Raw genomic sequence first — 13,910 nt, 5'->3', positions numbered from 1 at the left:
GCCCCGTATGTGGGGCTTTGAAAGTTAAAAGCCAAATGGTCTCGGACAACAAGGATCATGCGGTACTCCACACATCACATGTTGTTCGCAGCATTCATTTACTACAGATTCAGTGTGTGGGAAATAATGCTCATGAGTAATCATATGCTTGTTAACATTAGTGGTATGAGATGGGTGAATATGTGGTACTACAGTATTGGTTAAATTGGTTTTTACGTATTGCTGTGGCGGCGAGACTAATGGTAGATCGTACATAGTTGGATACACTTGTGGCGGACAGAATACCGGGGGACATCCAAAAGAAGGGTGGTGGCCCCATTTTTTGTGTGCGTGCATTTTAATACCTCCGTTTTTGATTTGTTTGACAGTAGCAGTATATGAAAGAGGGTGTTTGGTTGTACTAGTTGTTTAACCATTTATGAGAATTATCACAATAAGTCAATTGTTGCTGAAGATCCAGTATAAGAGAAAGGGAGCTTCGAGCATAGTGGTGCTAATATGCCGATAGAGGAATTCATCAATATATCGTTGGATAAAATAGGAAGAAGTGAAATGATGCCAATCATCGGATTGAAGGAAAGATAGTGCAATGAGGAGATGAAACCTTAAGGCTTTATCTTGATATGACAATGAGCCATCATCAGTGTTTTTGTATTTTACTATAAATGGAGATATTTGGAGTTTTTTTCCTGTTTGGCAGGATATCCCTCATTATAAAAAACGGGTGGATTGACCTCAAAGCACTGTTTTGTCAATTTTTGAATGATTGCTGATCATAAAATTCTTCAAGATATGATAAATACACAGCACTCATATTCATCCTTATATTCTTAAATAGCCTGTTTTGTTCAGAAAAGTTCGCTTTTTCGTGAACATACTCATACCCCTTTTGCCATTTCCATCGTGACGAGTGTGAGTAAAATGTTTGTGGGAGAAATTCTTAGAATTCCCCGATGAGGGGGTTGGGAACGTAGGTTCGCAATCCCCCTCATCGGGGCCACCAAGCAAAGTGCGGTAGGATCCCAAGCAGGAAACATGAAAAAAGGACTCTCTCCCTGGTAAGATGATCATTGTTCACACCATCAAACAGGAGGAGAGAGTCCCATGAATATTCAACAACATCTTACCACAAATTCGTTGACATGGAAAGAGATCGAACTTGATTTGTTTCGAGCCTTGCAAAACGCCTTCACCGAGCTGTTTACGGCTCTGTTGGAGGACATCGACCGACAATTGGCGGAAACCCGGGACAAGCGCCGGTACCACTTGAAAGACAAACGACGCACCACGATTCAAACCTTGTTTGGCGAAGTTACCTTTGAGCGAAACTACTATTTAGACCGAGAACAAAACCGTTACACGTTTTTGCTTGATTCCTTTTTAGCGTTTGATGGATCGCAGTCAATCAGCCCTTGTCTAGAAGAAACGGCGATGGGATTGGCTGTGGAGTGCTCTTCCTATCGCAAAGCGGCTCATACGCTTGCCCAGATGGTCGGGTATCCGGTGATGAGCCATGAGACGATCCGCCAGTTGGTGCTCGAGGCTGAAGTTCCGCTGCACTGCCCGGTTGACCAGCGATATGGACGGGTGCTGTTTGTGGAGGCCGATGGACTGTTTGTCTCTCTCCAAGGGAAGGGAAAACGGGCCAAGGAAGACAAAATCCTGACCGTTCACGAAGGATGGAAGCGCAACGGCTCACGGATCGAATTCGTGAATCAGCGCCATTACGTCCATGAAGGCAAGGGGGAGGTGTGGGAAGGCTTCGAGGAATTTTTGATGAACGAATATGCCTATGATCCGTGTCGGGATCTTCTTGTCATCAACGGGGACGGCGCTCCATGGATTACCGCGTGCCGGGAGTATTTCAAAGGACGGGTCTGCTTCCAATTGGATCGATTCCACGTGGCGCGTGAGTTGCGCCAATGCCTCTCGGGCCATCCACGGTGGCAGGCGATTCGGCAAAAGCTGGCGAAGCAGGATGAAGAGAAGCTGCTTGTGGAACTGAACAGCGCCCTCGGCACGCTGGGGGACGAAGCGAAAGAACAACAGCTGGCTGCCTTGATCCACCGGATCGAATCGATGCCGGGATGCATCCGTGATTACCGGGAATGGCTGAAGGAGCAAGGAGTGGACACAACGGGCATGTATCCGATGGGGAGGGCTGAAAGCGTGATGAGCCAGCTGGCGTATCGGGTGAAATACCGCCGCAGTTGGACAGACAAGGGACTCAGGGCGTTTTTCAAGGCAATGATTGCCCGGATGGATGGGATTCGTCTTTTCGGACATCGTTTAGGAGAAGAATCGTCGCATCCGGCGGAGGAAACGGCATCTACCAAACAGACGATCGTGAACAAGGCGAAACAACGCATCCGCCGTCTTCTTCCAGAGGTAACGCGGAATAACGTGCCATATTTACAGCAATCGTCCGGGACTCCGATCTATCATGCCCTGTCTGAATTCAAGGGATGGTAAAAAAAGGTATACATATTCGTCTGTCATGGCAAGGGATGAGAGTCCGAAAGCGCTTACGGATGAAATTCAAAAAAATGGTTCGCTAACCTATGACTTACATCTATTTTCAGCGAACCAAAAAAATTCCCACAAAGTCTTGACTGACTCATAAGCAGTAGGTGATTTGATATCTCGAAAAATATGGTTATAATAAAACTATGGATACCATGATGATGTTAAAAGCTCTTTCCAATGAAACAAGATATAATATTTTAAAATGGTTAAAACATCCTGAACAACATTTTGGCCCTCATTTGCATGTACCGAATCATGACGATTTTAAAGGGGGAGTTTGTGTAGGAGATATACAAGAAAAGGCTGGCTTGGCTCAATCTGTCGTTTCAAATTATTTGTTGATGATGCAGAAAGCAGGGCTTTTGGAGTCAAAGCGGATTGGAAAATGGACGTATTACCGACGCAATGAAAAAATGGTTCGGGAATTTATTGAACAATTGGATAAGGACTTATAGGCAAAAAAATTTTGCCTATATCATTATAATTAGTATATCTAAATATATAGATATATAGAATTTTTATGAGAGGAAAACGGGTATGGATATGAAAACGAACAAAAAAAGATTGCATGACATTGAAATTTCTGTTTTGGACTTAGCTCCGGTACTATCGGGGAAAACACCAGCTGATTCTTTTCGGAATAGTTTAGATCTTGCTCAGCATGTGGAACAATGGGGATTTAAGCGTTATTGGCTGGCAGAACATCATAATATGGAAGGGATTGCAAGTTCCGCTACTTCTGTCTTAATCGGTTACATTGCGGGAGGTACATCTACAATTAGAGTAGGATCTGGAGGAGTCATGCTGCCAAATCACGCTCCTCTTGTCGTTGCTGAGCAATTTGGCACATTAGAGTCTTTGTATCCCGGACGAATTGATTTAGGATTAGGCCGCGCACCCGGAACAGATCAAATGACGGCGATGGCGTTAAGACGTCATTTAAAAGGATCTGATTCGGAGTTTCCAAAAAATGTACAGGAATTACTCCATTATTTTTCGTCTAAAAGTAATCGCAAATCTTATGTTCGAGCGATTCCTGGCGAAGGCTTAAATGTTCCTATTTGGTTGCTTGGTTCAAGTACTTACAGCGCTCAGCTTGCGGCTTTGCTCGGTTTGCCTTTTGCTTTCGCGAGTCATTTCGCTCCAACGCATATTTTCGACGCTCTCAAGATATATCGAGATCGATTTCAACCATCTGAAAATCTAAAAGAACCGTATGCGTTAGCATGTGTGAACGTGATCGCTGCAGACACGGATGAAGAAGCGAAACGTCTAGCCACCTCTTTATATCAATTCTTCTTAGGTGTGACACGCGGGACTTCCAAGCCTTTGCAACCGCCTGTTGAAAGTATGGATGGAATGTGGAATGAATTTGAAAAAGAAGCCGTCCGCCATCAAGTGTATTATACTTTTGTTGGATCGAAAAAGACGGTAAAAGAAGAACTCCAAGAATTTTTAGATAAAACACAAGTGAATGAATTAATGGTGGTATCTCACATATATGATCATTCAGCACGACTGCGTTCCTATGAGATTTTATCTGAAATATGGAACGAAAAAACAGAAGATTAAACCATAACCAACTTTTCAGTTTCTAGTAAGTTCCATTATACTCTCGTAGCTTTGAAACCTGCTTACAATAAAGATGGAATCATTTAGTTGTATTACTTTTTTAATTTGAAGAGACTGTTTTGAAAATATGATGGTTGAAATGAGGGATAAGACATTAAGAGCCCTTCAAACATAAAGAAGGGCTCTTTCCATACCTTTTTTTGTTAGGAAATTTTAGTTCACTTTAAATTTAAAAACCAAACTTGTTAATTGAACAGACATGTCTGATAAATGATCGGCATCTTCTTGGACGCTCAAAATATTTTGAGTGTGGTTTTGAGAGAATTTCGCAATTTTACTTATATGGTACTGACATTTTTTTGTCATGAAAATTATAACAATCAAAGGAAAATATTACTATGTATAATCAAATCTTTACATTTTCTTAACAAAATGGGATCCATTTAAGAATAATCCAGTCCAAAAGGCCTATTTTTAACGCGAAATGGAGCAGGATAAAAGTCTAAATCTTGTTGTATTTTCAATCTCGAATGAAACGAAAAAAATTTCAAATTATTCTTTACAAATTTTATAGTTTCGTATATATTCTTTTTTGTAAGTGAATATGGAATTCAAACTAGGGGTGTCCAATGAGTTGGGCTGAGAAAGAAACACGATGAAGTTTCTTAACCCTCAGGACCTGATCTGGTTCATACCAGCGTGGGGAAGTTAGTATTTTAAGATGAAAACCTATTTTTGCGGATGCTTCATACTAACATTTCCCGGGTCTGCCATAAAGGCCCGGGTTTTTCATGCTGTGGGTGGACTCTAGATTTTGTCCTTTTTAAACTATGGCTCTATGTCAATTGTTGGGGTACACTTATCGAAGTGCCCCTTTTTTTGTAGTTGACTAGATGAGTGAACATAAAGCTTTATTTCTTAGTCTCTTAAAGTTCCGAATGCCATATGACATTCGTTTGATGACTTTTATCTTGTTGTTGATCCCCTCAATAAATCCATTCGTGTAAGGGAAGAGAAAGGAATTTAAGATCTCCTTTTCCCAGTTTTTGAATGTTCTTTTCATGTATTGATATTCTTCGAGTCCCGATTCCTCTATGACCTTATAGAGGTGCTCAAGGTTTCTTTTGGCGTTTGTTTTGTCACTTTCCTTCAGCCACTTATGGAAGGTCTCTTTTACGATATAGGCCTTCTTTAAGTCAAGGGCCAGTGAAAAGAAATAGTTCAGCTGTTCCATTTCATCTGCATTCAAATGGGCATGTGGCTTATGAAGCAGATAACGCAACTTCTTCATGGATTTACGATCCTTCTCTTGAAAGTTTTTCTGGACTCTCTTCCTTACCCGTTCCAATGCCCATACATTATGCCGAACATAATGGAATCGATCGACCACCAGAATCGGTTTATCAAAACTTTTCAAAGCGAGCGTCTTGTAGGGCTGCCCACATATCCATGACCACCATCTGTACTTTCTCCCTTGGAAGTGTACGGAAGTATTCCTTTAGGGTGGATAGATTCCTGTTAGGAATGATATCGTAAACCCTTCGGTTTACAGGATCGCCAATGATACATTGGTACTTGCCCGTTTCAGAAGTCCCTTTCAATTCATCAATGGCCAGAACTTTCGGGAGGGCCTTATTGTCATAGGAATAGTACTTGTCAAAGAGCCGAATGACGGTGGAATGCCCAAGTCCTGTTTCCTTGGCAACCTGCTTAAAGTTATACTCCCTCACTTTAACCAAAAGAGCTTGGAGGAGTCGTTTCGTGTGGCGCTGGTAACGCTCTAGAAAAGAATAGGGTTCGTAGAACCGTTTTCCACAGGACTTACATCTGTATCGGCGCTTTCTCAAGATGAGAAAACAATATTTTTCAAAGACCTTTACATCACGAATCTTTTGAATTCGATCATCATGGACAGAGGAAGTTTCCTTCTGACAGCAGGGGCATTTTTGAACTTTTACAGGCGTTTGAATATGGATTTCAAAGTGAGTGATTTGATCCTCTACATGAGTGATTTCAACATCTTCTAACCCAAGCAGTTTTGTGATAAAATGAGAATGCATTTACGAAATCTCCTTTTTGATGTAGTCGCCAACTATCATTTTAAAGGGAGATCTTCGTAAGTGCTTTTATTTTGCCTGAAAAGTCTCTTAACCCCAACATTTAGTATAGAACCAAAGAAAAAAGCGTTCATCTTCAGGCGATGAGCGCTTTTTTCCGTAATGCGTCATAACGTATTGCAACTGTACATATATAAGAAAGTAAGACAAGCTTTTTCCGTTTATGGTATACATCCATTAATGAATTTCTCTGTAAATTCCAATCACTTTTCCAAGAATTTTCACATCACGCAAAATGATTGGTTCCATTGATGAGTTTTCAGGCTGAAGCCTTATGTAATCTTTTTCTTTAAAAAATCTTTTGACAGTGGCTTCATTTTCGTCTGTCATAGCGACAACAATTTCCCCATTTAGTGCGGATTGCTGTTGGCGGACGATGACGTAGTCTCCATCAAGAATTCCAGCTTCAATCATGCTGTCACCCATAACTTCCAGCATAAATATCTGTTCATCGCTGGGTGCCAGCCTCTCTGGAAGAGGAAAATATTCTTCAATATTTTCAATGGCCGTAATGGGAATCCCGGCTGTTACTTTTCCAACAATTGGTACATTGATCACATTTTGGCGCGGAATGATATCATCTTCGGCATCGAGTATTTCAATCGCTCTAGGCTTTGTAGGGTCTCTTCTAATCAACCCTTTTTTCTCAAGACGCGCCAAATGGCCATGGACAGTCGAACTGGAAGCTAGCCCTACTGCTTCGCCAATTTCACGCACAGATGGTGGATATCCTTTCGTTTTCACTTCGTTCTTAATAAAATCAAGGATTTCTTGTTGCCTCTTTGATAACTTAGTCATTTTAAGGCAGCCCCCCCGTATCTCTTTCTGTTAAAGGTATTATAGCATGCCAAGAGTTGGAATACAAACATAAGTTCGAAAAAAGAGTTGACTCAAACAAATGTTCGTATTACAATTTTTCGTAAAAGAACAAACATTCGTTCGGAGGTAATTTTTATGATAAAATGGGTGTGGAAAAACTACCGTTTCGCCATCATTTTAGTGATTGTTTCCGTTCTGTCCGGTTTATTTATCATCGGTCAAATGACAAAGGAGCCAAATTATCAGAAAATCGTAGTGCATGAAGGAGATTCGTTATGGTCGATCGCCATGAAATATGGGGACCATCACAACATGGATTATAATGAATTTGTCAAATGGGTGGAACAGAAGAATCATCTTGCCAGCCCTGTCATTAAGCCAGGTGATAAAATTATTATTCCGGTTACAGCCGTGAATAAAAAACATCAAGTTGCTTATAAAGAGGAGTGATGAAACACGAAGGCCATTATCTATTGCCGAGTGAGCACGACAAAAGAAACTCAGGAAACATCATTGGAAAGGCAAGAAGAGGAACTTCGACGGCTCGCTTCAGAGTTTGGATTTGAACTGGCAGCTGTTATTCGTGACCAAGCAAGCGGTTATGATTTGGATCGTCCCGGCGTGCTGGAGATGTTAGATATGTTAAAAGACAAAAAAGCTGGCGCAGTATTGATTCAAGATGAAACTAGAATTGGAAGAGGCAATGCCAAAATTGCTCTTTTGCATTGCATTTATAAAGAAGGGGCTAAAGTTTTTAGCATATCTGACAAAGGAGAACTTCAGCTTTCAGAGTCGGATTCGATGGTTCTTAAAATCGTAAGCATGGTGGAAGAATATCAGCGAAAAATACATAATCTAAAAATCAAAAGAGGAATGATAAGAGCAGTTGAAAAGGGATATCGGCCTGAAAAGAATTTAAAAGGATCCGGAAATCCTTTAGGCAGAGAACGCAAAACACTCCCAATAGAAGAAATCATTCGATTGCGCAACAACGATCTTACATTTGCGGAAATTGCAGCTACATTAAGAGGATTCGGCTACGATGTCTCAAAAGCAACCGTCCATCGCCGCTACCAAGAATATATGGACAGACAGAAGAATGAATCGAAACAGTTGAATGAACAAGACTGAATTCTTGTTTTTTTGTTCTATTTCTAGTATGATTTCCATTAAAATAGGGATATCAAATGAAAAGGAGCAACGGTATGCTTTCAAGTGATAAGATTGCTAGAATCAATGAACTGGCAAAAAAATCTAAAACAGTTGGATTAACTCAAGAAGAAGCGAAAGAGCAATCTCGTTTGCGCGCTGAATATTTAACTGCATTTCGTTCTTCTATGAAAGAAACCATTGAAAAGGTCCGGGTTTTCGATTCAACTGGTCAAGAAGTCACACCAAAGAAATTAAGAAATATCCAAATGAGGAAAAAGCTTCATTGACAACCAATTATTGCTTCCCTTAACATCATGTTGATGGGAAGCTTTTTTCGTTTCAATCGAATGGCAACTTTTAAGTATTCAAATTGGGAAATTCAATCAGGTAGTTTGAAAATCTGAGTAATTTTTCACAAACCATATCATTTTGTTGTATAATTGCTCACAGACATATAATATAAATATGTAAGAAAATGAATTGGAAAGGGTGCTAGTCATGTTTGACCATACAGACCAGCTTGCAATTACGACAATTCGAACATTGTCGATTGATGCAATTGAAAAAGCAAAATCCGGGCATCCAGGTATGCCAATGGGAACAGCTCCGATGGCCTATACCCTCTGGACCCGTTTTATGAATCATAATCCGAAGAACCCAGATTGGTTTAATCGAGACCGATTTGTTCTTTCCGCCGGACATGGATCGATGCTTCTTTATAGTCTGCTTCATCTTTCCGGTTACGGAGTGACAATGGATGATATTAAAAACTTCCGTCAATGGGGAAGCAAAACTCCGGGACATCCGGAATATGGCCATACTCCAGGTGTTGAAGCTACAACCGGACCACTCGGACAAGGAATCGCCATGGCAGTCGGAATGGCAATGGCTGAGCGTCATTTAGCATCAGTTTATAATAAAGAAAACTATCCAATTGTCGACCATTATACATACGCAATTTGCGGTGACGGCGACTTAATGGAAGGGGTTTCTGCAGAAGCTGCTTCTTTAGCTGGTCATCTAAAACTTGGTCGTTTAATCGTGCTGTATGACTCCAATGACATTTCGTTGGACGGTGAATTGAACAAAGCGTTTTCAGAAAGTGTAGAACAACGCTTTAAAGCATATGGATGGCAATATCTTCGTGTAGAAGACGGCAATAATTTAGAAGAAATTGCCAAAGCCATTGAAGAAGCCCGAAACGATGAAACGCGTCCAACAATCATCGAAGTCAAAACAGTTATCGGTTATGGATCTCCTAATAAAGCAGGTACATCGTCTGTTCATGGCTCACCTCTTGGAGCAGATGAATTAAAGAAAACGAAAGAAGCATACAAATGGACTTTTGAAGAAGACTTCTATGTTCCGGATGAAGTTTATGAACGTTTCCATCAATTAACGGTTGAAAAAGGAAGCGAAAAAGAAAAAGAATGGCTGAACCTTTTTGCACAATATAAAAAGGATTACCCAGAATTAGGAAAACAATTGGAGCAAGCTATTAACGGAGACCTGCCTGAAGATTGGGATGCAGAAATACCGGTTTATGAAGAAGGAAAAAGCATCGCTAGCAGATCATCTTCTGGAGAAGTGCTGAATGCGATCGCAAAACGCGTTCCAACTTTTATCGGCGGATCTGCTGATTTAGCTGGTTCTAACAAAACAACCATTAAAGAAGAAAAAGATTTTGGACCAAATTCTTATGATGGCCGTAACATTTGGTTCGGTGTTCGCGAATTTGCAATGGGTGCCGCTATGAATGGAATGGCCCTACATGGTGGAGTAAAAGTATTTGGTGGTACATTCTTCGTATTCTCCGATTATTTGCGTCCGGCTATTCGTTTGGCCGCTCTAATGGGACTGCCTGTTACTTATGTGCTTACCCATGACAGCATCGCTGTTGGTGAAGATGGCCCAACGCATGAACCGGTTGAACAGCTGGCGTCTTTACGGGCAATGCCTAATTTATCGGTTATCCGTCCTGCAGATGCTAATGAAACCGCAGCTGCGTGGAGAATGGCGCTTACTTCAAAAGATAAACCAACTGCATTAGTATTATCGCGTCAAAATTTACCGACGTTAAAAGGAACCGCAGAAACAGCTCAAGAAGGAGTAGAAAAGGGAGGATATGTCGTTTCTCCTTCTAATAAAGAAACTCCAGATGCCCTCTTGTTAGCGTCCGGTTCTGAAGTCCATCTAGCAGTTGAAGCCCAAAAACAGCTTTTGGAAGATGGAATTGACGTTTCCGTTGTCAGCTTGCCTTCTTGGGATCGTTTTGAAAAACAATCAGATGAATACAAAGAATCAGTCATTCCGTCAGCCGTTAAAAAACGGCTTGCGATCGAAATGGCTTCCTCTTTCGGCTGGGAACGATATGTTGGAGACGAAGGAGAAATTTTGGCAATTGACCGTTTTGGAGCATCAGCCCCAGGAGAAATTGTAATGAAAGAGTACGGTTTTACGGCAGAAAATGTGGTAAATCGCGTAAAACAGTTATTAAATAAATAAGTTTGTTTAAGCTGCTGGCATTAAGCTGGCAGCTTTTTTATGCTGTTTTTGTAAAAAGCTGGTGTGGACTGTTTCGTTGATAAAACAACGTTGGTTTTCGTGAGCCGTTTTGGAAATAAACAGGAAGCGACAAAAAAAGAAAATCCTTTTACGAGAATTCTACAGGACATGCCGTTCCATTTTGTTATAATGAGCCATAACCAACTAAAACGGATCAAAATTGGACAAACGGGGGGATGGGTTTGCGCTTCTATCATATTTATTGGATAAAAGATGAATTTGCCTTTTATTTTTATGGACGGGAAAAAGTATTTTACCACTTGTTTTATGATTGGATGCATTCAAAAGGAGAATATAGAAGTATATTGGATTTGCAAGTTCAATATATTACGGAAGAACTTCCCGTCATGCAATTGTATCGGTTGATTCGCCAAAATCTTTCACGGCAAAAAGGATTTACCGTCGAAGGCAACACGTATCGGATGGAATCTACAGAAAAGAATGGGAGTACACTTGAAATTCAATCGACCAAAATGCTTTTAAAGGCCTCCGGCAGCTATGATTCAGAAATGTTATTTTTCGAATCTTTGAAAAATTTTAACGGTCGGTTGCTTGCTTTAGATTTTAATAATGGACGCTTTGGATGGGTGAAGCCATTAAAAGAAAGAAAATATGTTTAAAAAAGAAAAAGTGAAAGAAAATATTGTATAATCGGGTATCCTTTAGTACACTCTTATTAGACAACATGAAGGAGGAAGTACTATGTGGTATGTGCTAGTTGGAGTTCTGGCGTTGCTCGCCGGAGTTGCGCTAGGATTTTTTATTGCACGCAAATACATGATGGATTATTTAAAGAAAAACCCACCTATCAATGAACAAATGCTTCGAATGATGATGATGCAAATGGGCATGAAGCCGTCCCAAAAGAAAATTAATCAAATGATGAACGCGATGAACAAACAGTTTAAACAATAAATGCTTTGGACATCTAAAGGATTTCTGTATTATTGAGTTCACGTTCAAGTGAATTTCAAAACTTAAGAGCATCAATTGGTTAATTTTTCATCGGAATTTTCCATTTTTATCAGATTAATTTTTCCTATTTAAGTAAAGACTATTCTTTTCTATGGAAACGTGACCAAAGAAAGGAGTAGTCTTTTTTATTTATTTGGTATAAGCAAACCCATAGATTGTAAACTGTCTAGCAAGCTGCAATCGGTCGCATTTCCGGATAAATCATGATTCTTTCAAATGTGAATGGTGTTTAGATTCGTTCGGGTCTTTACCGCAGATTTTACGTTTTCCTAGACAGGGCGAGACAGCTATGCTACTCTTTTTGTTATCAGATTATTTCGACTTATCGCTCTCGTTTTTCCTTCGACTTTTGTGGTTTTGATCGTTCCTATTTAAGAAAAGTCTCTAATCACTTTTTTATAAAAAATGGGAGGTCTTATCATGGCGGCAATAGAGGATTTTTTGAAGTTAGATATTCGTATTGGTACGATCATTAAGGCAGAATCTTTTCCAGAGGCACGAAAACCCGCTATAAAATTAGAAATTGATTTTGGGGAATTGGGTATTAAACGTTCATCAGCCCAAATTACAAAGAGATATGAACCGGAACAGCTTATTGGACGTCAAGTAGTCGCAGTAGTAAACTTTCCCGCCAGACGAATTGCAGGTTTTAAATCGGAGGTTTTGGTGCTTGGCGGTATTCCGGAAGAAGGGGATGTGGTACTCTTAAAACCGGATGAACCTGTTAAAAATGGTACACCGATTGCCTAGGACGTTCGAGCGGCAGAATGTTCAAACAAGCATCATTTTTGTGGAACACAATCGGAATGAATAGTTGAAAACATACAAAGTAAGCCACTCAGGAACATCTGGTGGCTATTCGTTTGATTTAAAAAGCTTCTTTATATACTTTGATTTTACGACATCTGCTATAAGAATATTTTTTCCGTTTCCTGAAAAGTGTCAAACAGAGATTCTTTTTTATTAGTCCATATTTGTTACAAATCCAGGTGGTTATTCTATCTTTTCGCATATTTCCTATATTTTTTATTACTTGATATAATTCCCCATTGCCCTAGTAAAGCGACTAACACAAGACAACCGGCAGCAAACGGAAGTTGAGAAGGAGTCAATCCTGCTAGCATTGCAAATCCAAAAAGAGCGGAACCTACAGCGCTACCTAAATAATTGGCGGAACTATTTAATGCAACAGAAGCGGCACCATGATTCGGATGCAATTGAAGTAATGCATGTTGCTGTGGCGATTGTGAAGCCCACCCCATCGCTCCCCAGAGAATGAAAGAAAGGTAAGAAAGTGAAGGAAGTTTCAGACCAAATGGCAGACTGAACATGGCGAAAGCCATAGTGGCTAGAATACAGATCATAAGTATGTCTGGCCGTCCTGTTCGATCGATTAGAGCACCAATGGAAAAGATCCCAACAACGCCGCCGATCCCCCATGCCCAAAGATAGGGTGTGATGAATTGAATGTCTGCCACATTTTGCAATATGGATGCAGTATACGTGTAGAGACCTAAGCTGGCAGTGCTGGTCAAAAAAGTGATACTAATAATTGCCGCATTCCGTCCATTTGCTATCATGGCAACACGTTGACGAAGTGATGGTGGAGACGAAGCTGGAAAACTTGGAAACCATATCATGATTCCAAACATGGCAACAAGACCTAAAACAGTAATAAACCAAAGAGTTGCATGCCAATCGAGATGTTCAGCAATGATCAATCCAAGCGGAACTCCTACAACGGTTCCTGTGCTCATGCCGCCTAGCATCATACCCAGAGCTCGACCGCGTTTCTTTTTGGAAACGAGGGAAGCAGCAGCAGTTGCGGCCAAAGGGGAATAAAGACCAGCTCCAATTCCTGCAACTGCACGAGCTATAAGCAGCATGGAGAAACTCGAAGCTATTGCACTAGCCCCATTTCCTAATGAGAAAACTGCTAGTGCCCATACTAAGATTCTGCGTATTGATTTTCCGGACAACAATGTTGCAAAAATGGGTGCAGCTAATGCATAACAAAGTGTGAAGACACTTACCGCTTGTCCCGTTTGTGATGCGCTTATTCTAAGCGTTTTCCCGATATCCGGCAACAAACCAGCTATTACATAGGCGTCAAATCCAAGAGTGAACATACCTATTGTGAGGAGAAGAATTTGTCGCATACTAACCTCCATTTTCATTGAATCA

15 protein-coding genes and 1 riboswitch are annotated in these 13,910 nt (G+C 40.6%); of the genes, 10 read left to right on the top strand and 5 right to left on the bottom strand.

The window, feature by feature from the left end; all coding sequences use genetic code 11:
* Positions 1-24: 24 nt before the first annotated feature.
* Positions 25-336, bottom strand: a complete 312-nt coding sequence (locus BSM4216_RS16300) for a CotD family spore coat protein (protein WP_003352974.1) — start codon at positions 334-336, stop codon at positions 25-27.
* A 768-nt stretch (positions 337-1,104) separates the two neighbouring features.
* On the opposite strand from BSM4216_RS16300, the gene BSM4216_RS08150 reads away from it, so the two are divergent.
* The 3 genes from BSM4216_RS08150 (at position 1,105) to BSM4216_RS08140 (ending at position 4,098) form a co-directional block, all read left to right on the top strand.
* Complete coding sequence (locus tag BSM4216_RS08150) at positions 1,105-2,472, top strand: ISLre2 family transposase (RefSeq protein ID WP_003355652.1); 1,368 nt, start codon at positions 1,105-1,107, stop codon at positions 2,470-2,472.
* Between the two features lie 197 nt (positions 2,473-2,669).
* Positions 2,670-2,981, top strand: a complete 312-nt coding sequence (locus tag BSM4216_RS08145; protein ID WP_048623388.1) for an ArsR/SmtB family transcription factor — start codon at positions 2,670-2,672, stop codon at positions 2,979-2,981.
* A gap of 82 nt (positions 2,982-3,063) precedes the next feature.
* The gene (locus BSM4216_RS08140) at positions 3,064-4,098 is read left to right on the top strand and encodes an LLM class flavin-dependent oxidoreductase (protein ID WP_048623387.1); all 1,035 of its coding nucleotides are present in this window, start codon (positions 3,064-3,066) and stop codon (positions 4,096-4,098) included.
* A 608-nt stretch (positions 4,099-4,706) separates the two neighbouring features.
* Positions 4,707-4,821, top strand: a riboswitch (TPP riboswitch).
* A gap of 166 nt (positions 4,822-4,987) precedes the next feature.
* Here BSM4216_RS08140 and BSM4216_RS17245 read toward each other — a convergent pair.
* The 3 genes from BSM4216_RS17245 to lexA form a co-directional block, all read right to left on the bottom strand.
* Positions 4,988-5,488 carry a transposase gene (locus tag BSM4216_RS17245; protein WP_280513060.1) on the bottom strand — a complete coding sequence of 167 codons (501 nt, stop codon included), beginning with the start codon at positions 5,486-5,488 and terminating at the stop codon, positions 4,988-4,990.
* 13 nt (positions 5,489-5,501) lie between these two features.
* A complete protein-coding gene (locus BSM4216_RS17240) occupies positions 5,502-6,158 on the bottom strand; it encodes an ISL3 family transposase (protein ID WP_048623385.1) in 657 nt (218 codons plus the stop codon).
* A gap of 234 nt (positions 6,159-6,392) precedes the next feature.
* Positions 6,393-7,013 carry a transcriptional repressor LexA gene (gene lexA / locus BSM4216_RS08125; protein WP_003352960.1) on the bottom strand — a complete coding sequence of 207 codons (621 nt, stop codon included), beginning with the start codon at positions 7,011-7,013 and terminating at the stop codon, positions 6,393-6,395.
* A gap of 156 nt (positions 7,014-7,169) precedes the next feature.
* Between lexA and yneA the strand changes: the two genes are divergently transcribed.
* From yneA to csaA, 7 genes are all read left to right on the top strand, one after another.
* On the top strand, positions 7,170-7,484 hold the full coding sequence (yneA, locus tag BSM4216_RS08120) for a cell division suppressor protein YneA (protein ID WP_003352959.1): 315 nt from the start codon (positions 7,170-7,172) through the stop codon (positions 7,482-7,484).
* 15 nt (positions 7,485-7,499) lie between these two features.
* Positions 7,500-8,165, top strand: coding sequence for a YneB family resolvase-like protein (locus BSM4216_RS08115; protein ID WP_040340893.1), 666 nt, complete (start codon positions 7,500-7,502; stop codon positions 8,163-8,165).
* A gap of 74 nt (positions 8,166-8,239) precedes the next feature.
* The gene (locus BSM4216_RS08110; RefSeq protein ID WP_003352957.1) at positions 8,240-8,473 is read left to right on the top strand and encodes a DUF896 domain-containing protein; all 234 of its coding nucleotides are present in this window, start codon (positions 8,240-8,242) and stop codon (positions 8,471-8,473) included.
* 211 nt (positions 8,474-8,684) lie between these two features.
* Positions 8,685-10,691: a transketolase gene (tkt, locus tag BSM4216_RS08105; RefSeq protein WP_003352955.1), complete on the top strand. Its 2,007-nt coding sequence runs from the start codon at positions 8,685-8,687 to the stop codon at positions 10,689-10,691.
* Positions 10,692-10,933: 242 nt separating this feature from the next.
* Positions 10,934-11,371, top strand: coding sequence for a sporulation inhibitor of replication protein SirA (gene sirA, locus BSM4216_RS08100; protein ID WP_048623384.1), 438 nt, complete (start codon positions 10,934-10,936; stop codon positions 11,369-11,371).
* Positions 11,372-11,453: 82 nt separating this feature from the next.
* Complete coding sequence (locus BSM4216_RS08095) at positions 11,454-11,666, top strand: YneF family protein (RefSeq protein ID WP_003352953.1); 213 nt, start codon at positions 11,454-11,456, stop codon at positions 11,664-11,666.
* A gap of 480 nt (positions 11,667-12,146) precedes the next feature.
* The gene (gene csaA, locus BSM4216_RS08090) at positions 12,147-12,476 is read left to right on the top strand and encodes a chaperone CsaA (RefSeq protein ID WP_048623383.1); all 330 of its coding nucleotides are present in this window, start codon (positions 12,147-12,149) and stop codon (positions 12,474-12,476) included.
* A 248-nt stretch (positions 12,477-12,724) separates the two neighbouring features.
* Here csaA and BSM4216_RS08085 read toward each other — a convergent pair whose 3' ends face one another.
* On the bottom strand, positions 12,725-13,885 hold the full coding sequence (locus BSM4216_RS08085; RefSeq protein ID WP_048623382.1) for an MFS transporter: 1,161 nt from the start codon (positions 13,883-13,885) through the stop codon (positions 12,725-12,727).
* Between the last annotated feature and the right edge of the window lie 25 nt (positions 13,886-13,910).

The sequence above is a fragment of the Bacillus smithii genome, assembly GCF_001050115.1.
Classification (GTDB): domain Bacteria; phylum Bacillota; class Bacilli; order Bacillales; family DSM-4216; genus Bacillus_O; species Bacillus_O smithii.
The sequence above is the reverse complement of the archived record's forward strand: the minus strand, read 5'-3'. Positions and strand labels throughout refer to the sequence as shown.

Coding starts and splice junctions, on each gene's coding strand:
- BSM4216_RS08145 (WP_048623388.1), top strand. CDS start 2,670: ATGGATACCATGATGATGTTAAAAGCTCTTTCCAATGAAACAAGATAT.
- BSM4216_RS16300 (WP_003352974.1), bottom strand. CDS start 336: ATGCACGCACACAAAAAATGGGGCCACCACCCTTCTTTTGGATGTCCC.
- tkt (WP_003352955.1), top strand. CDS start 8,685: ATGTTTGACCATACAGACCAGCTTGCAATTACGACAATTCGAACATTG.
- yneA (WP_003352959.1), top strand. CDS start 7,170: ATGATAAAATGGGTGTGGAAAAACTACCGTTTCGCCATCATTTTAGTG.
- BSM4216_RS08085 (WP_048623382.1), bottom strand. CDS start 13,885: ATGCGACAAATTCTTCTCCTCACAATAGGTATGTTCACTCTTGGATTT.
- csaA (WP_048623383.1), top strand. CDS start 12,147: ATGGCGGCAATAGAGGATTTTTTGAAGTTAGATATTCGTATTGGTACG.
- BSM4216_RS08140 (WP_048623387.1), top strand. CDS start 3,064: ATGGATATGAAAACGAACAAAAAAAGATTGCATGACATTGAAATTTCT.
- BSM4216_RS08095 (WP_003352953.1), top strand. CDS start 11,454: ATGTGGTATGTGCTAGTTGGAGTTCTGGCGTTGCTCGCCGGAGTTGCG.
- BSM4216_RS08150 (WP_003355652.1), top strand. CDS start 1,105: ATGAATATTCAACAACATCTTACCACAAATTCGTTGACATGGAAAGAG.
- lexA (WP_003352960.1), bottom strand. CDS start 7,013: ATGACTAAGTTATCAAAGAGGCAACAAGAAATCCTTGATTTTATTAAG.
- BSM4216_RS08110 (WP_003352957.1), top strand. CDS start 8,240: ATGCTTTCAAGTGATAAGATTGCTAGAATCAATGAACTGGCAAAAAAA.
- BSM4216_RS17240 (WP_048623385.1), bottom strand. CDS start 6,158: ATGCATTCTCATTTTATCACAAAACTGCTTGGGTTAGAAGATGTTGAA.